This is a genomic window from Zwartia lucis, assembly GCF_965234455.1.
GTDB classification, from domain to species: domain Bacteria; phylum Pseudomonadota; class Gammaproteobacteria; order Burkholderiales; family Burkholderiaceae_B; genus Zwartia; species Zwartia lucis.
This window is the reverse complement of sequence record NZ_OZ248474.1, coordinates 56635-81310: the sequence shown is the minus strand read 5'-3', so window position 1 is coordinate 81310 and position 24676 is coordinate 56635. Positions and strand designations below refer to the sequence as shown.

At 53.3% G+C, this 24676-nt stretch carries 25 protein-coding genes and 1 pseudogene; 9 read left to right on the top strand and 17 right to left on the bottom strand.

The genetic code is table 11. The features are described 5' to 3' along the window. Positions 1 to 7 precede the first annotated feature (7 nt). The 6 genes from trpC to rpe all read right to left on the bottom strand — a co-directional run bounded on the left by trpC (position 8) and on the right by rpe (position 5676). Complete coding sequence (trpC, locus tag AC8GE9_RS11040; protein ID WP_506677226.1) at positions 8 to 796, bottom strand: indole-3-glycerol phosphate synthase TrpC; 789 nt, start codon at positions 794 to 796, stop codon at positions 8 to 10. Continuing rightward, entirely contained in the window at positions 793 to 1821 is a 1029-nt protein-coding gene (gene trpD / locus AC8GE9_RS11035; protein ID WP_506677225.1) for an anthranilate phosphoribosyltransferase, read from the bottom strand. The genes trpC and trpD overlap by 4 nt, the downstream gene beginning before the upstream one ends. A gap of 11 nt (positions 1822 to 1832) precedes the next feature. Further along, a complete protein-coding gene (locus AC8GE9_RS11030) occupies positions 1833 to 2423 on the bottom strand; it encodes an anthranilate synthase component II (RefSeq protein ID WP_506677224.1) in 591 nt (196 codons plus the stop codon). 24 nt (positions 2424 to 2447) lie between these two features. Further along, a complete protein-coding gene (locus AC8GE9_RS11025; RefSeq protein WP_506677223.1) occupies positions 2448 to 3986 on the bottom strand; it encodes an anthranilate synthase component I family protein in 1539 nt (512 codons plus the stop codon). Between the two features lie 256 nt (positions 3987 to 4242). Then, positions 4243 to 4959: a phosphoglycolate phosphatase gene (locus tag AC8GE9_RS11020; RefSeq protein ID WP_506677222.1), complete on the bottom strand. Its 717-nt coding sequence runs from the start codon at positions 4957 to 4959 to the stop codon at positions 4243 to 4245. Between the two features lie 3 nt (positions 4960 to 4962). Then, complete coding sequence (rpe, locus tag AC8GE9_RS11015; RefSeq protein WP_506677221.1) at positions 4963 to 5676, bottom strand: ribulose-phosphate 3-epimerase; 714 nt, start codon at positions 5674 to 5676, stop codon at positions 4963 to 4965. Between the two features lie 59 nt (positions 5677 to 5735). Between rpe and apaG the strand changes: the two genes are divergently transcribed. Genes apaG through AC8GE9_RS10985 form a run of 6 tightly spaced genes read left to right on the top strand, consistent with a single transcriptional unit; the run spans position 5736 to position 11456 of the window. Further along, entirely contained in the window at positions 5736 to 6110 is a 375-nt protein-coding gene (gene apaG / locus AC8GE9_RS11010; RefSeq protein ID WP_028816673.1) for a Co2+/Mg2+ efflux facilitator ApaG/CorD, read from the top strand. A 33-nt stretch (positions 6111 to 6143) separates the two neighbouring features. Beyond that, positions 6144 to 7433, top strand: coding sequence for a murein transglycosylase A (mltA, locus tag AC8GE9_RS11005; RefSeq protein WP_506677220.1), 1290 nt, complete (start codon positions 6144 to 6146; stop codon positions 7431 to 7433). Between the two features lie 39 nt (positions 7434 to 7472). Beyond that, entirely contained in the window at positions 7473 to 8639 is a 1167-nt protein-coding gene (locus tag AC8GE9_RS11000; protein ID WP_506677219.1) for an FAD-dependent monooxygenase, read from the top strand. A gap of 8 nt (positions 8640 to 8647) precedes the next feature. Then, complete coding sequence (locus AC8GE9_RS10995; RefSeq protein ID WP_506677218.1) at positions 8648 to 9403, top strand: DsbC family protein; 756 nt, start codon at positions 8648 to 8650, stop codon at positions 9401 to 9403. A gap of 32 nt (positions 9404 to 9435) precedes the next feature. After that, entirely contained in the window at positions 9436 to 10383 is a 948-nt protein-coding gene (locus AC8GE9_RS10990) for a D-2-hydroxyacid dehydrogenase family protein (RefSeq protein WP_506677217.1), read from the top strand. Further along, a complete protein-coding gene (locus AC8GE9_RS10985) occupies positions 10383 to 11456 on the top strand; it encodes an AI-2E family transporter (protein WP_506677216.1) in 1074 nt (357 codons plus the stop codon). The genes AC8GE9_RS10990 and AC8GE9_RS10985 overlap by 1 nt, the downstream gene beginning before the upstream one ends. On the opposite strand, the gene AC8GE9_RS10980 is transcribed toward AC8GE9_RS10985, so the two are convergent. The 4 genes from AC8GE9_RS10980 to AC8GE9_RS10965 form a co-directional block, all read right to left on the bottom strand. Next, the gene (locus tag AC8GE9_RS10980) at positions 11449 to 12102 is read right to left on the bottom strand and encodes a response regulator transcription factor (protein ID WP_506677215.1); all 654 of its coding nucleotides are present in this window, start codon (positions 12100 to 12102) and stop codon (positions 11449 to 11451) included. The genes AC8GE9_RS10985 and AC8GE9_RS10980 overlap by 8 nt on opposite strands. 151 nt (positions 12103 to 12253) lie before the next feature. Next, the gene (locus AC8GE9_RS10975; protein WP_506677214.1) at positions 12254 to 13816 is read right to left on the bottom strand and encodes an alkaline phosphatase D family protein; all 1563 of its coding nucleotides are present in this window, start codon (positions 13814 to 13816) and stop codon (positions 12254 to 12256) included. Positions 13817 to 13826: 10 nt separating this feature from the next. Beyond that, entirely contained in the window at positions 13827 to 14327 is a 501-nt protein-coding gene (locus tag AC8GE9_RS10970; protein WP_506677213.1) for a TIGR00645 family protein, read from the bottom strand. 91 nt (positions 14328 to 14418) lie between these two features. Further along, complete coding sequence (locus tag AC8GE9_RS10965; RefSeq protein WP_506677212.1) at positions 14419 to 15573, bottom strand: alpha-hydroxy acid oxidase; 1155 nt, start codon at positions 15571 to 15573, stop codon at positions 14419 to 14421. A 125-nt stretch (positions 15574 to 15698) separates the two neighbouring features. On the opposite strand from AC8GE9_RS10965, the gene AC8GE9_RS10960 reads away from it, so the two are divergent. Then, complete coding sequence (locus AC8GE9_RS10960) at positions 15699 to 15893, top strand: hypothetical protein (protein WP_506677211.1); 195 nt, start codon at positions 15699 to 15701, stop codon at positions 15891 to 15893. A 13-nt stretch (positions 15894 to 15906) separates the two neighbouring features. Here the strand turns inward: AC8GE9_RS10960 and AC8GE9_RS10955 are convergent, their stop codons facing one another. Next, positions 15907 to 16788, bottom strand: a complete 882-nt coding sequence (locus AC8GE9_RS10955; RefSeq protein ID WP_506677210.1) for a DMT family transporter — start codon at positions 16786 to 16788, stop codon at positions 15907 to 15909. A gap of 82 nt (positions 16789 to 16870) precedes the next feature. Here AC8GE9_RS10955 and AC8GE9_RS10950 point away from each other — a divergent pair, with 82 nt between their 5' ends. Further along, complete coding sequence (locus AC8GE9_RS10950; protein ID WP_506677209.1) at positions 16871 to 18121, top strand: MFS transporter; 1251 nt, start codon at positions 16871 to 16873, stop codon at positions 18119 to 18121. Here AC8GE9_RS10950 and can read toward each other — a convergent pair. The 5 genes from can to AC8GE9_RS10925 all read right to left on the bottom strand — a co-directional run bounded on the left by can (position 18101) and on the right by AC8GE9_RS10925 (position 21668). Continuing rightward, positions 18101 to 18766 (bottom strand): carbonate dehydratase, encoded by a 666-nt coding sequence (gene can, locus AC8GE9_RS10945; RefSeq protein ID WP_506677208.1) that lies wholly within the window; start codon positions 18764 to 18766, stop codon positions 18101 to 18103. The two genes, AC8GE9_RS10950 and can, sit on opposite strands and share 21 nt — an antisense overlap. Beyond that, positions 18766 to 19263, bottom strand: a complete 498-nt coding sequence (locus AC8GE9_RS10940; RefSeq protein WP_506677207.1) for a hypothetical protein — start codon at positions 19261 to 19263, stop codon at positions 18766 to 18768. Before AC8GE9_RS10940 ends, can begins: the two co-directional genes overlap by 1 nt. Before the next feature lie 15 nt (positions 19264 to 19278). Then, entirely contained in the window at positions 19279 to 20025 is a 747-nt protein-coding gene (locus AC8GE9_RS10935) for an SDR family NAD(P)-dependent oxidoreductase (RefSeq protein WP_506677206.1), read from the bottom strand. Between the two features lie 121 nt (positions 20026 to 20146). After that, positions 20147 to 20863, bottom strand: a complete 717-nt coding sequence (locus AC8GE9_RS10930) for a TerC family protein (protein WP_506677205.1) — start codon at positions 20861 to 20863, stop codon at positions 20147 to 20149. A 259-nt stretch (positions 20864 to 21122) separates the two neighbouring features. Further along, positions 21123 to 21668, bottom strand: a complete 546-nt coding sequence (locus AC8GE9_RS10925) for a cytochrome b (RefSeq protein WP_506677204.1) — start codon at positions 21666 to 21668, stop codon at positions 21123 to 21125. A gap of 126 nt (positions 21669 to 21794) precedes the next feature. On the opposite strand from AC8GE9_RS10925, the pseudogene AC8GE9_RS10920 reads away from it, so the two are divergent. Next, a pseudogene (locus AC8GE9_RS10920) lies at positions 21795 to 23210 on the top strand (high affinity choline transporter 1). A gap of 31 nt (positions 23211 to 23241) precedes the next feature. Here AC8GE9_RS10920 and AC8GE9_RS10915 read toward each other — a convergent pair. Continuing rightward, the gene (locus tag AC8GE9_RS10915; protein ID WP_506677203.1) at positions 23242 to 24618 is read right to left on the bottom strand and encodes an MATE family efflux transporter; all 1377 of its coding nucleotides are present in this window, start codon (positions 24616 to 24618) and stop codon (positions 23242 to 23244) included. Positions 24619 to 24676: the final 58 nt, after the last annotated feature.

Below are 24676 nucleotides of genomic sequence, written 5' to 3'. Positions count from 1 at the left end.
AACGCGCTCAGACAAACAAACGCGCAAGCTCTGCGCCGGGATTGGGTGCGCGCATAAAGGCTTCGCCAACCAGGAAGGCATGGACATCATTGTCACGCATCAATTGCACATCCGCTGGCGCCAAAATACCGCTTTCGGTAATCACAAGTTTGCCAATGGGGATGCGTTGCAGCAAATCGAGCGTGTTCTGCAGCGAGGTTTCGAAGGTACGCAGATTACGATTATTGATGCCGAGCAGAGAGGTGTTCATGTCGAGCGCGATGTCGAGTTCCTCGGCATCATGGACCTCGACCAGCACATCCATACCAAGCTCGAAGGCGCACTCCTCAAACTCAGAAAGTTGAGTAGAACTCAAGGCGGAAACAATCAGCAAGACACAGTCCGCACCCATGGCCCGGGCAGCGATAATTTGATACGGATCGACGATAAAGTCTTTGCGTAATACGGGGAGTGTGCACGCTTCGCGCGCTTGACGCAGATAGTCATCGTCACCTAGAAAAAATTGTTTGTCTGTCAAGACGGATAAACACGCTGCACCATGCTCGGCATAAGACGCGGCGATTTCGGCAGGGATAAAAATCTCGCGCAGTACGCCTTTTGAGGGAGAGGCTTTTTTAATCTCGGCAATGACGCCGGGCTTGCCTGCGGCGACCTTTGTTTCGAGTGCTTTACCAAAACCGCGGACATCTTTGCGCGCTTTGGCTTCTTTGAGGAGCTCGGCTTCGCTGCGCACTTGGCGCTCTGCGGCGACTTCTTTGGCTTTGACGGCGAGGATTTTATTGAGGATATCGCTCATTCTGCATATTTCCGTGTGTGTGCACAAAAGGCTTCGAGTTTGTTGCGTGCGGCACCGCTCGCAATCGCTTCAAAGGCCATCTTAATCCCGTCTTGAATCGTGGTGGCATGATTGCCCACATAAATGGCAAGTCCTGCGTTAAACGCCACAATGTCGCGCGCGGTGCCGGGTATATTGCCCAGCGCTTCGAGGACGTAATCGCGTGATTCTTCTTTGCTCTGGACTCTAATGCTGCGATTGGAGGCCATGGTTAAACCAAAGTCCTCGGGATGAATTTCGTATTCGTGGATGACGCCGTCTTTGAGCTCGCCAACCAGTGTGCCTGCACCCAGCGAGGCCTCATCCATCCCGTCTTTACCATGCACAATCATGACATGACGTGAGCCGAGGGACTGCAACACGCGCACCTGTATGCCGACGAGATCGGGGTGAAAGACGCCCATCAGTTGATTGGCGGCACCAGCAGGATTCGTCAAAGGACCAAGGAGATTAAAAATTGTCCGCACGCCGAGTTCTTTACGCACGGGTGCGATATTTTTCATCGCGCCGTGGTGAGCGGGGGCGAACATAAAGCCGATGCCAGTTTCCTCAATGCATGCGCAGACTTGTTCGGGCGTCAGAGAAAGATTAGCGCCGAGCGCTTCGAGTACATCTGCGCTGCCTGATGATGAGGATGCGCTGCGTCCACCGTGTTTTGCGATGGGTACACCAGCCGCCGCAGTGACAAACATCGCGGTCGTGGAGATGTTAAAGGTGTTGCTGCCATCACCGCCCGTACCGCACATGTCCACCATGTCTTGGGGATTGGCGACATGCACAGGGGTGGCGAATTCGCGCATGACTTGTGCGGCAGCCGTAATTTCACCAATGGTTTCTTTTTTGACGCGCAGGCCCATAAGCAAGGCCGCGGCGATGGTGGGCGACATCTCGCCGCGCATCAACATACGCATAAGGTGGAGCATTTCATCATGAAAAATTTCACGATGTTCGATGCAGCGGTGGAGTGCTTCGCTCGGAGTAATCATGGGGCGCAGTCCTATTTGGTCGAAGCTGTTGTGGTGACAGGCAGTTCGAGAAAGTTACGTAGCATGGCGTGACCATGTTCACTCAAAATGGATTCGGGGTGAAACTGTACGCCATAGATGGGCAGTGTTTTGTGGCGCACGCCCATGATTTCACCATCCGCGGTTTGGGCGGTGATTTCCAGGCATTCCGGAAGCGTGGCGCGCTCGATGGCCAGTGAGTGATAGCGGATCACGGTAAAGGGTGAGGGCAGGTTTTTGAACACGTCCGAGTTGGTATGCGTGATTGCCGAAGTTTTGCCATGCATGATTTGCTGGGCACGTACAATCTTGCCACCGAAGGCAGCGCCGATGGCTTGATGTCCCAAGCACACGCCCAGAATCGGCACTTTACCTGCATAGCGCTTGATGACGTCGACGGAGACGCCGGCCTCGGCGGGTGAGCAGGGGCCCGGTGAAATGCAGATGTGATCTGGTTTGAGCGCGTCGATTTCTTCGAGCGTGATCTGGTCGTTGCGGTAGACGCGCACGTCTTCGCCGAGCTCGCCAAAATACTGCACCAGGTTGTAGGTAAACGAGTCGTAATTGTCGATCATCAATAACATGTCATCAGTCCTGTTTTTGGCGAGTTAGAACGGATCATCGAGACCGTTTTGTACTTGTTCTGCAGCACGTAAAACGGCGCGTGCTTTGGCTTCGGTCTCGAGCCATTCCATTTCGGGATCCGAGTCGGCTACGATGCCGGCGGCGGCCTGCACGTAGAGCATGCCGTCCTTGATGATACCGGTGCGAATCGCGATAGCAACATCCATTTCGCCACCGTAGCTCAAGTAGCCGGCGGCACCCCCGTAAATGCCTCGGCGCACGGGCTCGAGTTCATCGATCATTTGCATGGCGCGAACTTTGGGTGCGCCGGTCAATGTGCCGGCGGGGAACGAGGCGCGCAATACATCCATATTGCTCATGCCGGCCTCGAGAGTGCCGGTGACGTTAGAGACCAAATGCATCACGTGCGAATAGCGCTCGATCACCATGGTGTCGGTGACTTTAACGGAGCCAATTTTGGCCACACGACCGACGTCATTGCGCGCGAGGTCGATCAGCATGACGTGTTCAGCACGCTCCTTAGGATCGGCGAGCAGCTCTTCGGCGAGTGCCGCGTCTTCTTCGGGCGTCGCACCACGTTTGCGTGTACCCGCCAGCGGCCGAATGGTGATTTCTGTTTCGGCTTGTGTCCCTGCGGGGGCGTCTTGGGCAACAGGCAAGGCTTCTTGGCGCACCAAAATCTCGGGCGAGGCGCCAACGACTTGGAAATCACCAAAGTTCCAGAAGTACATGTAGGGCGAAGGGTTAAGCGAGCGCAGCGCGCGGTAAAGCGAAAGCGGCGAATCGCTAAAGGGTTTGGTGATGACCTGTCCGACTTGGACTTGCATCAGATCGCCCGCGGCGATGTATTCCTTGGCGCGTCGCACAGCAGCGAGGTAGTCCACTTTGGCAAAGCTGCGCTCTTCTTTGGTCACGACGCTTGCGTGGCTGTAAGGAATCTCAATAGGTTTGCGCAGCTTGATTCGTAGCTCTTTGAGGCGCTTTTGCGCACGACTAAAGGCTTCGGGTTCAGTGGGGTCGGCATACACCATCAGGTAAATCCGACCGGCCAGGTTGTCCACAATGACGAGTTCGTCGGTCTGTAGTAACAAGATATCTGGGGGGCCTTCGCCCATGCCAGCAGGGTAGGGTTTGAGGGCGGGACCGAGCTTGGGCTCGATATTGCGCACCGTGTCGTAGCCAAAATAGCCCGCCAAGCCACCTGCAAAGCGCGGCATGCCAGGGCGCAACGCGACCTTAAAGCGGCTTTGATACTCGGAGATAAAGCTCAGCGGGTCGCCTTCGTAGGTTTCGACAATATTGTCGTCACGTAATAGTGTGGTTTTGCTACCACGCGCTTGGATGACATTGCGCGCAGGCAGTCCGATAAAAGAATAGCGCCCAAAGCGCTCGCCGCCCACGACAGATTCGAGCAGGCAGGAGTTTTTGCCTCCCTGCGGTCCGGTGTGCGCTAGTTTGAGGTAAATCCCCAGAGGGGTATCCAGATCGGCATAGGTTTCTGCGATCAATGGAATGCGGTTGTAGCCTTGAGCCGCAAGGGCTTTAAATTCGATTTCAGTCATCTGTTCGGGCGGTTCTCGCAGTTAGCAGACCGGGTTTACTAAAAAAAAAGCCCGGCCATGGTTGGACGGGCTTGGTTTGTATTGTTGGCTTTGAGGTTTATAGCCTCGCGGCCGGAGTCAGACGAACCATCACCCGGAACACAAACGCCACCAGCGCCACGAGGCGCAAGGAAGGGTTTGGATGTGAGCGGGACTGTTCATCTAAAAAACTATACTCTTAAATAAGGGTCTAAATCCGTAGGGCGCTATGCTGATACTAGCGGGCCGCAACCCATAGGGCTGCCGCATCAATGGAGTCTACTATAGCATCGACATCCAGAGTATGCACGCTCTGACCTTCATTGTAGCCGTAGGGGACTGCCAGAACCGAGCAGCCTGCTGCGCGCGCTGAGAGTGCATCGTTGATCGAGTCGCCGACCGCGCAGGTGCGCGCGGGTTTGGATCCCAAGAGGGCGCAGGCATGGACCATCGGGGCAGGGTTTGGTTTACGTTCGAGCAGAGTGTCACCACAAACAACGCCTTGCATAAAGCGCAATAGACCGGTGCGCTCCAGCAGGGGCATGGTGAATTCAGTATTTTTGTTCGTCACGACAGCCATTTTCAGGCCCATGCTCTGTATGCGCTCAAGCCCTGGGATCACGCCATTGAAAATGATGGCGTGATCGCCGTTAATCTTGTGGTACTCAGCGTAATAGATGTCGCGACCACGTAAAAACAAGGCCTCTGAGGCGGGTTTGCCTCCTTGGGCGGTTGCCAGAATGCGGCGCATTAGGCTGTCAGAACCTTTGCCAATATAGGTCGAAATCTCCGACTGAGGCATGGTGGCGAAATCCAACTCTGTCAGCATGGCATTGACGGCGATCGCTAGGTCGGGGATCGTATCCATCAGTGTGCCGTCCAGATCCAGCAGGACGGCATCGTAAGACTTGGAGGAGAGCTTGGCAGAAGGGGCCGCTGTTGTTGGTGTTGTCATGGTTTAGTTCGATGCCTGTTTATCCGCAAGCGCGATTTGCTTGCGCATGTCTTGGATGACGCTTGTGTAGTCGGGCTGACCAAAAATAGCGGAGCCTGCGACAAATGTGTCAGCGCCTGCGGCACGGATCGCACCGATATTGTCTGTTTTGACACCTCCATCGACCTCGAGAGCGATGGGTTGTCCGCCAACTCGGGTGTGCGCATCAATCAAGGCGCGCGCCTGACGCAGCTTGGCTAAGGTGCCGGGGATGAAACTTTGGCCACCAAAGCCGGGGTTGACCGACATTAGCAAAATGATGTCGACCTTGTGCATCACGTGTGCGAGCCAGTCGAGTGGTGTGCCGGGGTTAAAGACGAGGCCTGCCTGACAGCCTTGGTCACGGATCAGAGAAAGACTGCGATCGACATGACGGGAGGCTTCGGGGTGAAACGTGATGACATTGGCGCCCGCTTTGGCAAACATCGGGATCAGGCTATCGACAGGCTCGACCATCAGATGAACATCGATGGGGACTTGTACGTGCGGGCGAATAGCCTCACAAACCATAGGGCCGATCGTCAGATTGGGAACGTAATGGTTGTCCATGACGTCAAAATGAATCCAGTCCGCGCCTGCTGCCACAACATTTTTAACTTCTTCGCCCAGTCGGGCGAAGTCCGCAGATAAAATACTGGGAGCGAGACGAGCTTTCGGTAAATTTTGTGTTTCTGGCATGATATGCGAGCACCGATTCTAGTTAACCTTCATTATTACAGTTTTCTTTGGATGTGCTTGTGAAACCTTTTGAGCTCTCAGTCGTAGTTGAGCCGCATTTTGTGCCGGAGCAGTCTGATCCGGGCAAACAGCAGTTCGTTTTTGCCTATAAGGTCCGGATTACTAATACGGGTGAGCGCCCAGCGCAGGTGATCAGTCGCCACTGGATTATTTCGGATGGAGAACGGGGCGAGCACGAGGTCCGCGGCCTGGGCGTGGTTGGTCAGCAGCCGCTGCTAGGACCAGGCGAGACCTTTGAGTACACCAGCGGCTGTCCGCTCAAGACACCCGTGGGCACAATGCGCGGCAGTTACCATTGCGTAGGTGAAAATGGGGTTCCATTCGAGGTGGATATCCCTGAGTTTGTTTTGGCAATGCCCCGTACTCTCCACTAACCTTACTTTACGACAGACCGAGATACGATCACGATGCAAAAAAGAACGCTTCGCCTGAGTTTGGCCACAATTGTGGTGCTGATCGCGGGTTGCTCGACCGTGTCTACACCCCCTGAGTCTGCGGCTCCCGGTGTCGCCGGCACTGCCTCGCCTGATGCACCGTTGACGGTCCCCCCTCTCAGTGCTTTGCCCGATAGTGCCGCCCGCAATTTGCAGGGCAAGTTTGTGGAAGCGACATGGTCTGATTTACCGGGATGGAATCAGGATGATTTACGCAATGTTTGGACGACTTTTGTGCGTAATTGTCGTGGTCTGATGCGACCTACGTCGACCAATTTGGCAGGCCCCACGCGCGCGACACCGCGCGCTTGGCAGCCCGTCTGTGCCGCTGCGTTGGATCCAAAGCGCGCTCCGGCGGCCAATGACACACAGGCTGTACGTCGCTTTATTCAAACATGGCTCTCGCCTTGGCGCTTACAAGCGCCGGATGGCAAAACGGCCGCCAACATCGTGACTGGCTATTACGAGCCCTTGGTCAAGGGTTCACGCACCAAGAGTGGCGCGTATCAATGGCCGCTCTATACGGTGCCCGCTGATTTATTGACAATTGACTTGGGTCGCGTGTATCCGGAGCTTGCGGGTAAACGCGTGCGGGGCAAGCTTGAGGGAAAGCGCGTCGTGCCCTATGACAGCCGAGCGGCGATTGAATCTTCGGGTCGTCGTCCACCGGCCATCGTGTATGTCGATGACCCGGTCGACAATTTCTTTTTACAAGTTCAGGGCTCGGGACGCGTCCAATTACCCGATGGAAAAACGATTCGCTTGGCGTATGCGGACCATAATGGACACCCGTATGTGTCAATTGGAAAATGGCTAGCCGACAAGGGTGAAATTCCTCTCGCGCAGACGTCGATGCAAAATATCCGCGCCTGGGCCAAGCGCAATCCCAATCGTACCCAGGAAATGCTCAATGCCAATCCAGCGCTGGTGTTTTTTCAGGAAGAGCCTGTGACCGATCCGGAAATCGGACCTAAGGGTGCGTACGGCATCCCCCTGATGGCACAGCGATCGATTGCGATCGATACTAATTTTGTGCCACTGGGTACGCCGGTGTTTTTATCCACAACGATGCCTTCTTCGAAAGAGTCGCTCAATCGACTGGTATTTGCTCAGGACACAGGTACAGCGATTAAAGGTCCCGCACGTGCGGACTTTTACTGGGGTTTTGGCGAGGCGGCAGGCAATATGGCGGGTCGTATGAAGCAGCAAGGACAGATGTGGGCGCTGTGGCCTAAACAAGCAGGTCAACCTTCGGCGCGATAGGTGCGCCGAGATCCTCAACTCAATGATAAAAAGCCCCTTATGAACACGCCTATTGTTATCTGCGGCACGGGCATTGTCGGTCTTGCGGCCGCATTGGGTTTCGCCCGCCGAGGCGAGCGCGTGACCATATTGGGCCCGAAACGCAGTTTCGATCCCGCGTTGGCGGAGGTGTTTGACGCGCGTGTCTATGCGATTTCGCCTGCAAGCCAGCGCTATCTCGCGGCGCTAGGTGTTTGGGACTTGCTGGATGCGCGACGAATAACACCGGTAGAGGCCATGGAGATTCATGGTGACGCCGATGGTTTGTTGCATTTAAATGCCTGGCAAACCGCGCAGACTGAACTAGCCTGGATAGTGGAGTCGCTTGAAATAGAGCGGGTGTTGAGACAAGCCGTGCAGATGTTTGGCGTGCCCTGGATCGCTGAGAAATTTGCAAGCTATACGCCGGGGCAAATCGCGACGGATCAAGGATTGATTATGCGGGCAGACTTATTTGTGGCTGCCGATGGTGCGCAGTCCGCACTTCGTGCGGCAGCCGGCGTGCCCGTCACGGTTCAGCCCTATGGTGCAACAGGTTTGGTGGCGCATTTCACGACGCGCCTCCCACACCAAGGTACGGCAATACAATGGTTTACACCGGAAGGCGTGCTGGCATTATTGCCGATGCCGACTACTTCGGACGGACCTCAAGTGTCGATGGTGTGGTCGGCGAAAGAGGCGTTGGCCAACGAGGTATTGTCCATGCCCGCTGTTGAGCAGGCGCAATACTTGAACGTCACACTCACTGAAATGACAGCATCTCGCTTGGGTCCGCTGACCATGAGAAGTCCGCTGCACGGGTTTCCCTTGAGTTTGAATCAATCGCCGATGATTGCCGATGGACTGGCGCTTGCGGGTGATGCGGCGCACCGACTCCATCCTCTGGCCGGGCAAGGCTTAAATCTCGGACTTGGGGATGTCGAAGCGCTTGTTGATACCATTGCCAATCGAGAGTCTTTTCGCAGTCCGGGTGATGCGATGTTGCTTAGACGATATCGCCGTGCTCGGGCGGAGCCCGTGTTGGCGATGCGTTTAGTGACGGATGGGTTGTTTCGGTTGTTTAATGCGCAACAAGCTCCCGTGGCTTGGTTGCGTAATGTGGGGATGAATGTGGTTGAAAAGCTTCCATTTATCAAACGCCATTTAATTGCAGGTGCCTCTCGTTAGGAGTTGTGATGTTTTTTAAGCATGTATTGCTTGGTTTGACCTTTATTTGCGTGTCTCTTTTTGGCCCGGTGAGTTTTGCCCAAGGCGCATCGAGTGCGTCGAGTGCGACCAACGAAGCCAAGTTGCAAGCGGTAAAAAAGTTGTTCTCGCAACGTTTCGACAACCCGTCCATCACGGCGGTACGTCTGACACCCTATGGTTTGTATGAGATCCAGATGGGTCCCGAGTTGGTTTATACCGATGAGAATGTCACATTTGTTTTCGACGGGACGTTGATCGATGCAAAAACGCGTCAGGATTACACCCGCGAGCGGATGGACGCCATTGCGCGCGTACCTTTCGACCAGTTGCCCGTCGAACTAGCGATGAAGCAGGTCAAAGGTGATGGGTCGCGCAAGCTCGCCATTTTCGAGGATCCCAACTGTGGCTATTGCAAAGTGCTGCGTAAAGCGTTGGGCGACATCGATAACCTGACGGTTTACACCTTCCCCTTCCCGATCTTGTCTCCTGACTCGACGCAAAAGGTTCGTAACGTCTGGTGTGCAAGCGATCGCGCCGCGACCTGGGATGCTTGGATGCTAAAGGGCAAGGTGCCGCCTAAGATCGACTGTGAGGTCCCGATCGATCAAATGGTTGCGTTAGGCAAAAAACTCTTGGTGCGTGGCACGCCTGCTATTTTCTTTGAAGATGGTAGTCGCGTAGGGGGCGCAATACCGAAAGACGAAATCGAAAAGCGGTTGAAAGCATCGACAACAATAAAGTAAATTAATTCAATAGAAAAACACAGGAGAGCACTATGCGTATTGCCGTACTAGACGATTATTTGAAAGTGGCAGAGGGTTTGGCCGATTGGGGTTCGCTCAAGTCCGAAGTCACTTTTTTTAATGCATTTATCCAGCCCGAAAAGCTTGCCGCCACACTCGCACCTTTTGATGTTGTCGTCGCGATGCGTGAGCGGTCGGCATTTCCCGCTTCGGTGATTGAGGCCTTGCCTAATCTGAAATTGTTGGTCACTACGGGATTGCGTAACAACTCGATCGATCTGGAGGCCTGTCGTAAAAAAGGTGTTGTGGTGTCGGGTTCGCCCGGAGACCCGATGAGTACGGGTGCGACGGCTGAGTTGTCTTGGGCATTGTTATTGGCCTTATTTAAAAAGATTCCGCAAGAAGACGCCAATATGAGAAAGGGTCTGTGGCAGACTTCGATGCCGCCGACGATCAAGGGTAAGCGACTCGGACTCTTGGGCGTAGGTAATTTGGGCCAACAAGTGGCGCGCGTCGGTTTGGCTTTTGGCATGGACGTGGTGGCCTGGAGTCCTAACTTAACGCCTGAGCGTGCCGCCGAAGCGGGTGTCAAGCTGGTCAGCAAAGAGGAGCTTTTTAAAACCTCGGACGCGATCAGTGTGCACCTCGTGTTGAGCGATCGCACGCGCGGGATTGTGGATACCGCGAGCCTTCAGTCGATGAAGCCCACTGCCTATTTGGTCAACACCTCGCGCGCAGGCTTGGTAGATTTGGATGCGCTCAAAAAAGCGCTCGAGCAAGGAAAAATTGGTGGCGCAGGCCTGGATGTGTATGAGTCAGAGCCAGTATTGGCAAACGATCCTTGGCGCCAAGTTCCACGGACGGTGCTGACACCGCATCTGGGTTATGCGACGCCTGAAAACTTTGCGATGTTTTACAAGAACGTGGTGGCCAATATCGCCGCCTTTGCTGCAGGCACACCCACAAGAGTGCTGACCTAATGCAACCCGTACTGCCGGTCCACATTGTTGCGCGCATTCTGCTGGTTTTATTACTGGCGGCAGGCGTCTATTTTTTTAGTGGCTTTGTGGTGCCGGTCCTCGCAGCACTGATCATTGGGTTTGCCAGTTGGCCGATCTACTCGCGGTGGGTCGATGTTTGCGGGGGGCGAACGACACTCGCCGCAAGTGGGGCGCTTATTTTTATCACTTTGGTCTTGATCGCGCCGATTTCTGCTGCGTTGTATTACGCCTTTACCGAAGCGAGTCATCTGCTGGCGTGGTTGATTGCCGCCAACAAGGACGGTGTAGGCGCGCCGATGTGGATCACGGCCTTGCCGCTGGTGGGTGAACGTTTGGGCGGTTATTGGGATGAGTACCTTGGGCAGCCCCACGCTTTGGGCAGTATGGTCGAAATGGTGAGTGGCCAGCATATCGGCAATATTTATCGCCTCATCTTGTCCGCGACAGGAAATGTATTTCATATTTTGTTGACGCTGCTGTTTATGCTGATCACGCTCTTGTTTGTCTACAAGGACGGACACCGGATGGCGGCTCAGCTCGATGTATTGGGTGAGCGCATCTTGCCCACCCGTTGGCAGCGCTTGTCACGCGTGATTCCCTCGACAACAAGTTCGACCGTGACGGGAATGGGCTTGATTGCGATCGGCGAAGGGGTGGTGCTTGGGTTAGCCTATTGGGTGGCGGGTGTGCCTTCGCCGGTGTTGCTGGGCGTGATCACCGCGGTGATGGCCATGATCCCGGGTGGCGCACCGTTGTCGTTCACCTTGGTGTCTCTTTATCTCGTGGGTTCTGGAGAGGCTTTGACAGGGCTCGCATTATTTGCTTGGGGTTCGATAGAATTGTTTATCGTGGATAAGACCTTGCGCCCTCGCTTGGTGGGAGGGCCTGTCAAACTCCCATTTTTACCCACATTCTTTGGTTTGGTGGGTGGTGTGACGACGATGGGTTTTGTGGGTCTTTTTATCGGACCCGTCTTAATGGCATTGATTGTTGCGTTGTGGCGAGAGTGGGTCTTAGAAGTCCAAGAAAGCGACCAACAACCACTTAGTTGACCGTTTTATTGGGTTCGGGCAGCAAGTTGGTTCCCTCAAACATGGCGATGAGGTCGCTTAAGGATTTGGCTTGCATTTTGCTGAGGACTCGAGCGCGATGTAGCTTGATCGTCGCAGCGGCTGAGCCGCTGATTTCAGCGATTTCTTTGTTGGACCGCCCAGATACGATCTCCGTGCACACTTCTTTTTCACGTGGCGTGAGTATATTGTAGCGTTGCTGGATGTTGAGCGAGCGCAGCAACAGGGAATGCTGTTCGGCATCTTTGGCTAAGCCGCTATCGACGGCGCGTAGCAAGGACTCCATCGAAAAAGGCTTGAGTAGAAAGTCGGTTGCACCTTGTTTCATCGCCCGCACGATCTGGGCGGGTAGACTTTCGCCACTGATAAAGATGATGGGTGTTTGCCATTTGTTGGCAATGAGTTCTGCTTGGACTTCGACGCCAGACTTACTAGGCATCCGCATATCAAGCAAGATGACTGCAGGCGAGACCGGCACAGCGCTTTTCAGAAAGTCATCGGGTGCTTCGTAGACGCTCATGGAATAGCCCAATCTTTCTAGGGTACCGGTGAGGGCCCGTCGAATGGAGGCATCGTCGTCGATTAAATAAATATGACCTGAGCTAGGGGTATCGCCAGAAGTATTCACGCTGCACCGAAATAATTATTGTGATGATGACCTTAAGTGGAGCGATGGAACCACACGATTGATGTGCGAGGCCAGTGATCCTTGCACTGATTAAGTGCATACGAACAGTACAAAACTTTTTAAGGCGTGGATATACGCCATTAGGCTTATTCTAGAGCTTTCGTATCTCTGAGCGGCCCGCGTCAACGCTGAATCTACTGAGTGTGAATACCTCAGAATCAGGGTCTCTGATATTTTTGACGGTACGCAAGCTTGTGGTCAAGGAGTGTTGCTGAACATCCACAACACCGTAGCCTCGATATTGGGCATTGGCAAAAACAAAATATGGGCTGTGTTGCAATATCTTCTCGATCTCGGCTTCTGTGGCGCTATTGCGAGAGGTAATACTTGTGCCACAAAACTCTACGGCGACAGCTTTACTGTCGGGGCGTGCATAATCCGAAAGAATGTGGCCGACCCAGTTTTGGTGTACGTCACCACCTAGAATCACGGGATTGTTTAAACCGGTTGTTTGTATGGCGTCAATCAGTCGTTGACGCGCGGCTGGATAGCCATCCCAGCCATCGTTCCAAACCCTGGACATGCCCGAGCCCATGCCGCGGGGTCCAATTAGACTTTGCTGACCGATGAGGTTCCATTGGGTTTGACTCCGTTCGAATTGACGCTTAAGCCAACCCTCTTGCTGCTGGCCCAAAAGCGTTCGGTACTCTTGACTAAGCAGTTCGCAATTCTGGGGATTAATCCTAGCTCCACCTGGGCGCTCGCCAGGCGTACATGCTTGACGGTGCCGATATTGGCGATTGTCGAGGTTGTACAGGGTGGCTAGTTGGCCAAATTTGGTACTGCCAAAAACCTGCACCTGATTGCTTTGTCGGTTGAGGAGTTGAGCGAAGTCCGCGTACCGTACGGGCATGTTTTCATAAAAAGCTTGATAGGCATCCCTTCTGCGTGCAGCAAAATCCTGAACGGGCGCGCCTGAGAAGCCCGCCGTTAGTTCGGCGTAATCATTTTGGACCTCATGGTCATCCCAGGTCACGATCCAAGGGCATGCAGCATGCATGGCTTGTAGGTGAGGATCGGACTTGTGGAGCGCGTAGCGATCGCGATATTCGTCCAGAGTCAAGACCCAACCCCCTGTTGTTGGTCTGACATCACGAAAAGCGGAAGGTGGATACTCGTAAATGTAGTCACCTAAGAACATCACCAGATCGAGATTTTGCTCTCGCATATCCCGATAAGCTGAGTAAAAACCATCTCCCCAGCGTTGGCAGGAGGCGTAGGCGAGTCGTAAGCGATTCGCGGGACGATGAGGAGCTGGAAAGCTACGCGTTCTACCGATAGGACTGCTGGCCTGACCTGATAAAAACCGATAAAAGTATTCGCGCGCTGGCGAGAGTCCCTCTACCTCGACATGCAGGGAATGCCCAAGTTCGGGTTTCGCCTTGAGTTGGCCAGATTGGACGATGTGGGTAAATTGCGGGTCGAGGGCGAGTTGCCAAGTCACCTCGACTGGGGTGTGGTTGCGACCAGCTTGCTCGAGTGCAGCGCGCCCAAGTCGTGTCCAAAGAACCATGGAGTCGCTTGTAGGAGAGCCACTCGCAACGCCAAGTGAAAAAGGGTAAGTTGACCACTTTGCTCCCCCCCAGCTCGTCTTGGGTAAGCCAACCAAGGCCGCTGAAGCGGCCGCCAAGCTGAGGAGTTGGCGGCGTTTCATGTGGAAGGCATTAGTGATTCGAGCGGAGCAACTTTTCGGTGTAAGCAATCGCGAGGGCGGACACCACAAAGGCTAGATGAATGACTGTTTGCCACAACATCGTTGAGTCATCCATGCTAGGCGCATTGATAAAGGTTTTCAGCAGATGGATTGACGAAATACCAATGATGGCAGTTGCGAGCTTAACCTTGAGCACGCCAGCGTTGACGTGAGAAAGCCATTCGGGCTGGTCGGGATGATTTTTGAGATCGAGCCTCGAGACAAAGGTTTCCCAGCCTCCGACGATGACCATGATCAAGAGGTTTGAAATCATCACAACGTCGATCAAACCCAACACAATCAGCATGAGTTCGGTTTCGGTGACTGATTTTTCAACAGCCATCATGCCGATCAGGTGAATCAGCTCTTTCCAGAACTGCCAAACATAAATGCCTTGAGCAACGACCAAGCCCAAATAAAGAGGGGCTTGGAGCCAGCGGCTCATGAAAATCCAGCGTGGCAGCGCACGCATATGGTTAATTCGTGAAGTGGTCATTGTTTAAAAAAATGAGAGAATCGACGACATGGATTAAATCACAGTTCAAAGAGATTAAAGACATTTATCAGGTCGGAAAAGTACCCGGCAGCAGGATGCTTTTATCCACGGTTTCAACGTCCGTATGTCCACAAAAGGCCATCGTTAGATCAAGCTCCTTGTGAATCATTTCAAGGACCTTGGTGACGCCTGGGCCACCCATAGCGCCCAAACCGTACAAAAAGGCACGGCCGATGTAACAACCTTGCGCGCCAAGCGCTCGGGCCTTTAGCACGTCTTGGCCACTGCGGATGCCGCCATCCATGTGGACTTCGATGTGTTTGCCGACTGCATCGACAATCGCGGGCAGACACTGGATACTGGACTCGGCACCGTCGAGTTGTCGTCCGCCGTGGTTGCTCACGATCAGAGCATCGGCGCCGCTGTTGAGTGCGAGGCGCGCATCTTCGGGATCCTGGATGCCTTTGAGGATCAATTTGCCGCCCCACAGTTTTTTGATCCATTCAACATCGTTCCAGTTTAACGCAGGATCGAACTGGGATGCGGTCCATTCACTCAACTTGCTCATGTCTGAGACACCTTTGACGTGTCCGACGATATTGCCAAACTGGCGACGCGGGGTGCCCAGCATGCCAAGGGCCCAGCGCGGCTTGGTCGCAATGTCGATCATGTTGGCGATCGTGAGTTTTGGGGGCGCGCTTAGGCCGTTTTTCAGGTCTTTGTGTCGCTGACCGAGTATTTGTAAATCAAGTGTGAGCACAAGCGCCGAACAATTCGCACGCTTGGCGCGCTCGATCAGGCGCTCGATAAAATCGCGGTCCTTCATCACATACAACTGAAACCAGAAGGGATGATGATCTGTACCTTTGGCCACGTCCTCGATCGAGCAAATGCTCATGGTCGAGAGAGTAAAAGGGACGCCAAATTCTTTGGCTGCTCTTGCAGCCAAAATTTCGCCATCAGCATGTTGCATACCCGTCAGGCCGGTAGGCGCAATAGCAACAGGCATGGCAACGCGTTGACCAATCATGGTCGTGACGGTCGAGCGATGCTCCATATTGACCAAGATGCGTTGACGCAGCTTGATTTTTTGAAAATCGCTTTCATTGGCACGATATGTGCTTTCAGTCCAGGAGCCAGAGTCCGCATAATCGTAAAACATGCGTGGAACACGTTTTTTAGCTAGAACGCGTAGGTCTTCGACATTGGTAATCACTGTCATGGTGCATGATCTCCGGACATAAGTGCATGAATCAACTAAAGTAGCGCATACGCTTTGTGACCTTGCGCAATTGTAAGTTTAACGGGCGTAAAGCCTTTATGCAGGTAATTCTTGAGGAGTGATCAATGGAATTAAAAAAATTAGCTGTTTTGGGTGGTTTGTTTGGGGTCAGTTATCAGGCGGCGGCTCACCCAGGACATGGCGACAGCCTGTGGGATGAGATTGTTCATACGTTGACGGCGGCGGATCATCTTCCGCTCATACTTGTCGTGGCTGTCGTTCTAGTGACCGGTGTGCTGCTTTGGAAGCGCCGTCGCTAGGTGCAAAGTTGTCCTAAGGGCTTCGTTTGAGCCACCGAGGCCACGAAGTCTGGTTGATAATCAATACGCCCAGCATGGTGATGAAAATGCCCATGAGTACAGTCGGTGTGAGGGGCTCATCAAAAAGTATCCAAGCCATGATTGCCGTGCAGGGTGGGACAAGATACATCATGCTGCTGACTTTGGTGGCATCGCCGCGACGTAACAAAATAAACCATAAACTCATCGCACCAATTGAGATGGCAAGAACGCCCCACAGCATCGCGCCAATCATGGGCGCAGTCCATTGAATCTCACGTGTTTCAAAAATTAACATCATGATCACGCACAGCAAGGTACTAATCGAAAACTGGATGACCGAGCCTGTACGCAGGTCAAATGTTGGGCAGAACCGTTTTTGATAAAGCGTGCCCGAGGTGATGGCGAACATTCCAGCAAAGGCAAGCAGGATGCTCGTCAGGGAGAGTCCTTCGAGGCGGATATTGGTGATGAGTACAAGTGCGACACCGGTTAAGCCCAAGATGAGGCCAAGCCATTGACGAGGCGTGACGCGCTCAGAGACGAAAGAAGCAAGCAGTCCTGTCAGGATGGGTTGCAAGCCAATAATCAGCGCGGCCAGACCGGCGGGCATGCCGAGTTTGACGGCCGCCCATACGCCACCCAAATACCCAAACTGAAACAAAGCGCCTGCGATGGCGATATGCCAAATCTGGCGTCCGCGCGGCCAAGGCGCTTTGAGCCAGAGCACGATCGGAATCATGCACAGCACGACCACGCCGAAACGAATCGCCAGAAAGGTCATCGGCTCGGAATAGGGCATTCCATAGCGGGCAATGATGAAGCCGGTGCTCCAGATCAGGATAAAAGCCGGGGTAAACCAAAAGGTGCTTTGCATGGGTAAGAGTGTACGTCCAGATGCTGGCTTACAAAGGGGGTTTGAGTCATGTTACGCTGCATGCACCTCGTAAATGCAATGTATGAACAACACTCCGGCTCCTGCTGATCTGATTGACTCGCGCTACGCCTTTTGGCGTCTAGTGATTGCCTTGTTGGCGATGCTGATGGGCAGCAGCTGTATGTTCGCTGTAGCGGTTGTTTTGCCCGAAGTGCAGGCCGAGTTCGGTGTTTCGCGTTCCGATGCCACATTGCCTTATACCTTGATGATGATTGGGTTCGGTATTGGCGGTGTCTACATGGGCAAGCTCGCCGATCGCTTCGGTGTCTCAATTTCCTTGTTGATTGGTTCGGCCGGGATTCTGATTGGTTTCATCTGGGCAGGCTTGAGTACCAGCATCATGGGCTTTGCCATGGCGCATGGTTTATTTCTGGGTTTGCTCGGGACTTCGTCGACGTTTGCGCCATTGGTGGCCGACACCTCTTTGTGGTGGAATAAGCGGCGGGGCATCGCCGTAGCGGTATGCGCCAGTGGTAACTATCTTGCAGGGGCGGTGTGGCCTTATTTGGCCCAATGGGGTGTCACCACAATAGGCTGGCGGGAGACCTATCTCTGGATGGGCGTGGTGTGTGGCGTCAGCATGGGCATTCTTGCTTTGTTCCTGAGGCGACGTCCCCCGCTGAATGTGGCTCCTACCGCTGCTAGTTCAACCGCCTTTGCCTCAACACGTCCTTTTGGCCTGAGTATGGGGCAGGCGCAGACGTTTCTGATCATTGCGGGACTCGCGTGTTGTGTGGCGATGTCGATGCCTCAGGTGCATATCGTGGCCTACTGTGTCGACTTGGGTTATGGCGCAGCGCGTGGCGCCGAGATGCTCTCCCTGATGCTAGCGTGTGGCGTGGTGAGCCGGCTGATTTCAGGGATGATTTGCGACAAAATTGGCGGGATCAGGACGCTATTGCTGGGCTCTTCCCTCCAGGGAATCGCGCTATTGATGTTTTTACCCTTTGATGGCTTGGTGTCGCTTTATCTCATTGCCGCGACGTTTGGTCTGTTTCAGGGCGGCATCGTACCGTCTTATGCCATCATTATTCGTGAGCATTTTCCTGCAGCGGAAACAGGTCGGCGTGTAGGGGCTGTCATCATGGCCACGATGCTTGGTATGGCCTTGGGTGGCTGGATGTCCGGCAAAATATTTGACGTGACGGGATCCTACAAGGTCGCAATGATCAATGGATTGATCTGGAATGGTCTGAACCTGACGATTGCTTTTTGGTTGTTCTGGCGCCTCAGACGCCAGAGCTTGGGCGTGTCAGGTAAAGCGTTTGGCTAGGACGAGTTGGTAACGTTGCTCGAGCTCGTCGGGCGAGGCCACGCTCACGCCTAGGTCGCGGGCAAGGCCATCCTCTACACCATATACCCAGCCATGAATCGTCACGGGTTGACCACGATGCCAGGCATCTTGCACGCTGGTAGTCTGACAAACGTTCACAACTTGTTCGATTACATTGAGTTCGCACAGGCGATTGAGGCGCTCGGTTTGGTTGGTGAGCCGACCGAGATAGGTGCCGTGTTTGTCATGGACATCTTTGACATGTCGGATCCAATTGTCGGCGAGACCGATACGTACATTTTCCATGGCAGCACGCACACCCCCACATCCATAATGTCCCACCACGATGACGTGTTTGACCTTAAGTTGATCAATGGCGAATTGAATGACGGAAAGTGCGTTGAGATCTGTATGAACGACAACGTTGGCGATATTTCTATGCACAAAGACTTCGCCAGGGGCCAAGCCTGTGATCTGGTTGGCAGGGACGCGCGAGTCTGAGCAACCAATCCAGAGGTATTCTGGGGTTTGCTGGTTGGCGAGGCGATTAAAAAAATCAGGATCGCTGTCGATGACAGAGGCGACCCACTCTCTATTTTTTTCGAAAAGATGAGTGAGTTCGTGGGGATTATTCGTTTTGGTCATCAGGGTTGACTCACGCCTGCTTGTTTGAGTAGGGTTTCGACCATGGAAAAGGAGACATCGTCCAGCAGGTTCACGCGCGTTGCTCTAACGCCCCCACTGATCCCCATACTCAGTGGGGAGGAAAATTGAACATAGGCATTGCCAATGACACGGACATCACGGCCTTCTGGCGTAATGACGAATTTGACGTTGTCAGTAATATTTTTGGCAAACTCATCATTGACAATGTTGACCAGCATTTGTTCGCGCGTTTCGTCCATGAGGTGACGAACGCATAGGACTTCGCTTTGGTCAGGCTGAATTCGCATGCGGCTTTGGGAGCATGCACTCATCAGGCTATTTTTAACCTGTACGCTATTGATATTTCTAAAGATCATTTCGGCAGGACGCTCAGGTAATGTAATGACTTGTTTTTTCTTATCTTTTTCAGAGCTACCGCAACCCACCATAATGGAAAGGAGTGCGGCGCCAAGTATTGAATGAAAAAGTACGCGCATAAGAGATTCCATCAACTAAAGTGTTTGGCCGCCGTCAACGACGATGGTTTGCCCCGTGACCCAAGAGCCAAGATCGCTCACGAGAAAGGCTACGACTTGTCCGATTTCTTCGGGTTTGCCATAGCGTCCAAAAGGGATTTTGGCCAAGGTTGCTTCGTACAGTTTTGGGTTGTCGCGTTTGACCTTGTCCCAATTCCCGCCCTCAAAAAAGACAGAGCCCGGCGCAATGCAGTTGACACGGATGTTTTTCTTGGCGTAGGAGAGGGCCTGGGTCTGTGTGTATTCCATCATGGCAGCTTTGATCGCGCCATAGGGAACGGAGCGAACAGTCGCTTTTAAGCCTGAGATGGATGAGATATGGATGATATTGCCACCTTGTTTTTCTAGAAAAGGCATCGCGGCAGCACTTGCGCGGACAGCCGCCATCAGATCGATTTGTACGCTCGCTGCCCAATCTTCTTCGTTGTCCTGGCGACCAAAGGCAGAAGCATTGTTGACTAAGATGTCGATGCCCCCCAAGTCAGCGGCGGAGTGAGTGACCCATGCTTGGATCGCACTCGCATCGCCCAGATCACAAGCCGTTGTCAACACGCGACCACCATGCTGAGAGAGGGTTTTTTGCGCCTCGTCCAAGGAGCTCTGCGTACGTGCGCAAATCGAGACATCTGCACCGGCCTTTGCAAAACACTGTGCGATGCCTAGTCCGATACCGCGACTGCCGCCTGCGATGAGGGCTCGTTTACCTTTTAAATTGATCTGCATGGCGCTGTTCCTGATGAGAAGATGCAGACGAGTGTATAGCAAAAAAATTGGCCCCTTAAGGTATTTAAGGGGCCAATTTTAAGTGCAGCAGTTGTAAGACCTGCCAGACAGGGATTGCTGTTTATGAATCTGCTGCGTTGGCGCTTGCTGCGGTAGCTTTAGCTTTTCTGGCTTTCTGGTTACCAAAGTAAAGAACGCCGGCAATCACAATAGCGGTTAAGCCCCAGCTCAACATCACTGAGGTGTTGGTGCCTGCTTTGAAAATGTCGCTGAGAAGCTTCTCGTTGACGACCATTTTAGCGGCGGTAAAGGCCAAGACAGCGGCACCCAGGCTGATAATAATCGGGAAACGTTCGACCAGTTTTAGGATGACCGTGCTTCCAAGCACCACGATTGGGATACTAATTAACAAACCGATGACGACTAAATCAAAGGCGCCTTGAGCAGCGCCCGCGACGCCCAAGACGTTGTCGATGCCCATGACGGCGTCAGCGATGATGATGGTTTTCATCGCACCCCAGAAACCGTTGACCTGCACGCTGTCGTGATCGTCTTCGCTACCTGTATCGACGAGTAACTTATAAGCAATCCAGATTAGAGCCAAGCCGCCAATCAACATCAGGCCAGGGATTTTGAGGAGCCAGACAACGACAAGCGTCATGGCCGAGCGTACGACAATCGCACCTACGGTGCCCCAAACAATAGCTTTTCTTTGAAGTTTGGGAGGAAGCTTGCGTGCAGCAAGAGCGATCACGATGGCATTGTCGCCAGCGAGGACGAGGTCAATAATGATGATAGCCAAAAGAGCTGACCACCAGGGAGCGGAGAAGAGTTCCATAATTTTAAGAGGCCTTTAGTGTGATTAAGGAACGACGGTCTTGCTCAGCGAGTCACACAGTGTCTCTCTGCCCGACAAACCGGAAGCTTCGCAAATGCTTGAGCTTCGTGCATGACGACTTGTCGAAGGTCTTTTAAGCAGGCTTTAGAACACCTGTTTTGCTGGACCAGAGCTACTCCCCATCGAGTACGCAATGTACCAAAATTTGCCTAAGAGCGCTCTTCTGGGGGGCAGAGTGTGGTGTTATGAGTGTTTACCCTTATAACTTAAACCACATCCGCTGAAAGACACCATCTTTTTTGACGATTAAATGATGCAGCCCAGCCGCCATGTGTCCCAGGGCGAGGATTGCCAGTACGAGGGCGAGGTTGCCGTGGATTTCAAAGAGTTGCTTGGCTAAGGCCTGATCCTTGGGGATGCCGGGCATGGCGGGAAGATGGTATCCGCCCAGTGTGATGAGCGCGGGAAAGGCGGTGACGCCTGCCCAGCCTAGTAACGGTACGACTAATAAGAGCAAATAAAGGGCACGATGCCCGGCAGCGGCAAGTTTGACGGTGGCGGGTGACACGCTGGCAGGATAGGCAGGTGGGCTCGAACGCCGCTTGACCACGATTCTGACCGCCGTCAGAAACAGCACCAGAAAGCCGATGAGTTTATGCCAGCCGTAAAGTGTGTTTGTTAGCGCGTCCCAGAGGTTGGCGGCTGCCCGCTCCGTCATCCAGACACCGAGAGCGATCAAAATGATGAGGAAAAGCGCAGTGAGCCAGTGCAGCACTCTCAACGTCAAAGGGTGGGTATGTGTCATGGCTCTCTCAAGTGCGTGAACAGGCACGCGTCGCTTTGCAGGAAATGGATGAAATTATGCACTGCTTGTCTATAATTCGGAAAAATAATTTTCCTTAAGACTGCGTGCCTGATAGGAACTCTGGATATGTTGCTTTGGCTTGTCATTGCTTATCTCGCACTTTCTGTCGCTATTGGCCTCTATGGGGCATCCAAGGTGCACAACGCGAGAGACTATGTGACCGCAGGTCGAAACTTGCCGATGGCGATGGTGCTCGCCATGGTGTTTGCGACGTGGTTTGGCGCGGAAACCGTTTTGGGGATCTCGGCGACTTTTTTGAAAGAAGGTTTTAGAGGCTTGATTTCGGATCCCTTGGGCGCTTCGCTTTGCTTGGTCTTATTTGGTCTGATCTTTGCCCGTCCGCTCTATCGGATGAATCTCCTGACACTTGGCGATTACTTTCGAATTCGATACAACCGACAAACTGAACTGTTACTGTCAATCTGTATCGTCGTGTCCTATTTGGGTTGGGTGTCTGCGCAAATCACAGCGCTAGGCTTGGTGTTCAACGTCTTGTCTGTCGATGCCATTTCTGTCACCCAAGGTATGTTGATCGGCGCGGGTGTTGTGGTGTTGTATACAATTTTCGGCGGTCTATGGTCAGTCGCGCTGACAACATTCGTGCAAATGATTGTGATCATCATTGGTTTGTTGTTGGTCACGAATTTTGCGACCGATCAGGCGGGCGGTTTGACGAACGTATTGGCCAAGGCTTCCGCCGAGGGCAAATTTGATTTCTTACCGTCCTTTGAGATCTGGGATATGTTGGGATGGATGGCTGCGCTGGTCACGATGGGGCTCGGCTCGATTCCTCAACAAGATGTCTTTCAGCGCGTGAACTCTTCGCGTAACGAAACGATTGCCGTGTGGGCGACTACCTTGGGTGGTATCTAGTATTTCTTTTTCGCAGCCGTACCCTTGTTACTGGCTTACACAGCCAATATTATCGATCCACAAATGGTTGCTAGCCTGATCGATACAGATTCTCAATTGATCTTGCCTACCTTGATCATGAATCACATGCCGTTTTATATGCAGGTGATTTTCTTTGGTGCATTGATTTCCGTGATCATGAGTACAGCTTCTGGAACCTTGCTTGCACCATCCATCACTTTTACTGAAAATATTTTGAAAGGTTTTGCGCCGCACATGACGGATCGTCAGTTGCTCTTATCAACGAGACTCACGGTGTTGGTATTTAGCGCAATGGTCACGTTTTATGCGATCGCGACGGACGCCACGATTCATACGATGGTCGAGAATGCTTACCGTATCACGCTGGCAGGCGCCTTCGTGCCCTTGGCTGCGGGTCTTTTTTGGAAACGCGCCAGCAATCTAGGTGCGGCGTTTGCGATTTTATTTGGTCTATCGACATGGATTATTTTAGAGATCACAGGGGTCGATGAGCCGGTGCCGCCGCAAGTTTTTGGCTTGATTGCGAGTTTGATTGGCATGATTTTGGGTTCTTACATCACGCCCAATAAAAGAAACGTGCAGGCATAGCAAAGGCAGGTTTCGACAGACTTCCTGGCATTTATCTGCGCCTAAACCAAACGCGTGGTGTGGTCGTCGCCAAGATCACGATGCCGTAGAGCGCCATGGCAAGGCCCGAGGCGGCAAAGAACCATGTCAATGAACCGGTGAAGTGCAAAATGGCCCAGCCGCCAAGGACTGCAACAATCAGACGCAGTACACCAGAGGTCAGGGGCCAAAAAAGCGTTCTTGCGCCCTGGGCCGCAAAATAAAGCGTGAAGCCTAAGCCAAAAAAACCAAAGAAGGGTCCAACCACCCGGAGGTAGCTAACGCCTGCTTCGATCATGTCGGGATCATCACTAAACAGTCTCATCCAGCTGTGAGGCCAAATGGCGGCAGCCAGTCCAATGGCCTCGGCGACGACAAAGGCCATAGCGCCACCCGTCAAGGCGATTTTTAAAGCGCGCTCTGGTTGATTGGCGCCCAGGTTGGAGGCCACCATTGCAACGAGTGGCGCTCCAATGCCGAAGGCGACGGGAAAAATGAGGTACTCGAGTCTGGCCGCTGTGCCATAGCCTGCTAAGGCAGCGGTGCCAAGATAGGCGCCCACAAGCGCGGTGGTGGATGCAATGAGTCCGTTCGTGAGAAGTGGGTTGAGGGTTGCAAAACCGCCGACGGCGAGAATGTTGCGCATAGGAGGCCAGGTAAGAACGCCTGCTTTTAGACGGGCGAGATTGCGACCGGACATGACATACCAAAGCAAAACCACTGTGCCAGACCCGTAGTACGCAACCAGTGCCCAGCCTGCGCCTGCGATACCAAGTGCGGGAAAAGGTCCCCAACCGAAAATCAATAAGGGGGAAAGGGGAACAAGCAAAACGGCTCCGCCAGACATAACAATGCCGGGTGTGAACATGTTCCCTGAACCACGGATCACACTGGCTAGCGCATTCATGATCCACATCAGAATCAAGCCGGGAAAGGCAATCTGCGAGTAGGCGAGAGCGGCCTCAAGTGTGCCATCTTGGGCTCCCATCAGTTGGAAGAGTGGCGCGCTAAATATGATCAGCAGCGTCGAACAAATGATACCTAATAAGGTATTGAGCACAACGGCATGTAACGCGAGGCTATTGGCTAGTGAGGCGTTGCCAGCCCCGAGCGCGCGTGCGACGGCAGAGGAGATGCCCCCACCCATTGCGCCTTGTGACATGCTTTGCATCAGCATCAGGATAGGCAACACGAGTGCCGCACCTGCGAGGGCATCGAGCCCAAGCTTTGATAAGAACCATGCCTCGATAAAGCCCGTGCTCGACTGGGCCAGCATCATGACGAGATTAGGCCACGCTAGGCTAAGGAGCGTCAGGAAGATTGGACCTTTTAGCATGGCCTCAAGCCTGGCATTGGCAGGCTTGAGGGGAGGAGATGTTTTGAGCATCATTAAGAGTATCAAAAAATAAGGTGATCAACCGATCGATTGATCACCTTTCATCCATCTT

Excerpts from the sequence above, each read along its gene's own strand:
- AC8GE9_RS11025 (WP_506677223.1), bottom strand. The coding sequence starts at position 3,986 with ATGACTGAAATCGAATTTAAAGCCCTTGCGGCTCAAGGCTACAACCGC.
- trpD (WP_506677225.1), bottom strand. The coding sequence starts at position 1,821 with ATGATTACTCCGAGCGAAGCACTCCACCGCTGCATCGAACATCGTGAA.
- AC8GE9_RS11000 (WP_506677219.1), top strand. The coding sequence starts at position 7,473 with ATGAACACGCCTATTGTTATCTGCGGCACGGGCATTGTCGGTCTTGCG.
- AC8GE9_RS10950 (WP_506677209.1), top strand. The coding sequence starts at position 16,871 with ATGAACAACACTCCGGCTCCTGCTGATCTGATTGACTCGCGCTACGCC.
- AC8GE9_RS10990 (WP_506677217.1), top strand. The coding sequence starts at position 9,436 with ATGCGTATTGCCGTACTAGACGATTATTTGAAAGTGGCAGAGGGTTTG.
- AC8GE9_RS10965 (WP_506677212.1), bottom strand. The coding sequence starts at position 15,573 with ATGACAGTGATTACCAATGTCGAAGACCTACGCGTTCTAGCTAAAAAA.
- AC8GE9_RS10995 (WP_506677218.1), top strand. The coding sequence starts at position 8,648 with ATGTTTTTTAAGCATGTATTGCTTGGTTTGACCTTTATTTGCGTGTCT.
- AC8GE9_RS10915 (WP_506677203.1), bottom strand. The coding sequence starts at position 24,618 with ATGATGCTCAAAACATCTCCTCCCCTCAAGCCTGCCAATGCCAGGCTT.
- AC8GE9_RS10935 (WP_506677206.1), bottom strand. The coding sequence starts at position 20,025 with ATGCAGATCAATTTAAAAGGTAAACGAGCCCTCATCGCAGGCGGCAGT.
- can (WP_506677208.1), bottom strand. The coding sequence starts at position 18,766 with ATGACCAAAACGAATAATCCCCACGAACTCACTCATCTTTTCGAAAAA.
- AC8GE9_RS10985 (WP_506677216.1), top strand. The coding sequence starts at position 10,383 with ATGCAACCCGTACTGCCGGTCCACATTGTTGCGCGCATTCTGCTGGTT.
- AC8GE9_RS10930 (WP_506677205.1), bottom strand. The coding sequence starts at position 20,863 with ATGGAACTCTTCTCCGCTCCCTGGTGGTCAGCTCTTTTGGCTATCATC.
- AC8GE9_RS10925 (WP_506677204.1), bottom strand. The coding sequence starts at position 21,668 with ATGACACATACCCACCCTTTGACGTTGAGAGTGCTGCACTGGCTCACT.
- AC8GE9_RS11030 (WP_506677224.1), bottom strand. The coding sequence starts at position 2,423 with ATGTTATTGATGATCGACAATTACGACTCGTTTACCTACAACCTGGTG.
- mltA (WP_506677220.1), top strand. The coding sequence starts at position 6,144 with ATGCAAAAAAGAACGCTTCGCCTGAGTTTGGCCACAATTGTGGTGCTG.
- AC8GE9_RS11020 (WP_506677222.1), bottom strand. The coding sequence starts at position 4,959 with ATGACAACACCAACAACAGCGGCCCCTTCTGCCAAGCTCTCCTCCAAG.
- AC8GE9_RS10975 (WP_506677214.1), bottom strand. The coding sequence starts at position 13,816 with ATGAAACGCCGCCAACTCCTCAGCTTGGCGGCCGCTTCAGCGGCCTTG.
- rpe (WP_506677221.1), bottom strand. The coding sequence starts at position 5,676 with ATGCCAGAAACACAAAATTTACCGAAAGCTCGTCTCGCTCCCAGTATT.
- AC8GE9_RS10960 (WP_506677211.1), top strand. The coding sequence starts at position 15,699 with ATGGAATTAAAAAAATTAGCTGTTTTGGGTGGTTTGTTTGGGGTCAGT.
- AC8GE9_RS10955 (WP_506677210.1), bottom strand. The coding sequence starts at position 16,788 with ATGCAAAGCACCTTTTGGTTTACCCCGGCTTTTATCCTGATCTGGAGC.
- AC8GE9_RS10940 (WP_506677207.1), bottom strand. The coding sequence starts at position 19,263 with ATGCGCGTACTTTTTCATTCAATACTTGGCGCCGCACTCCTTTCCATT.
- trpC (WP_506677226.1), bottom strand. The coding sequence starts at position 796 with ATGAGCGATATCCTCAATAAAATCCTCGCCGTCAAAGCCAAAGAAGTC.
- AC8GE9_RS10970 (WP_506677213.1), bottom strand. The coding sequence starts at position 14,327 with ATGCGTGCGCTGCCACGCTGGATTTTCATGAGCCGCTGGCTCCAAGCC.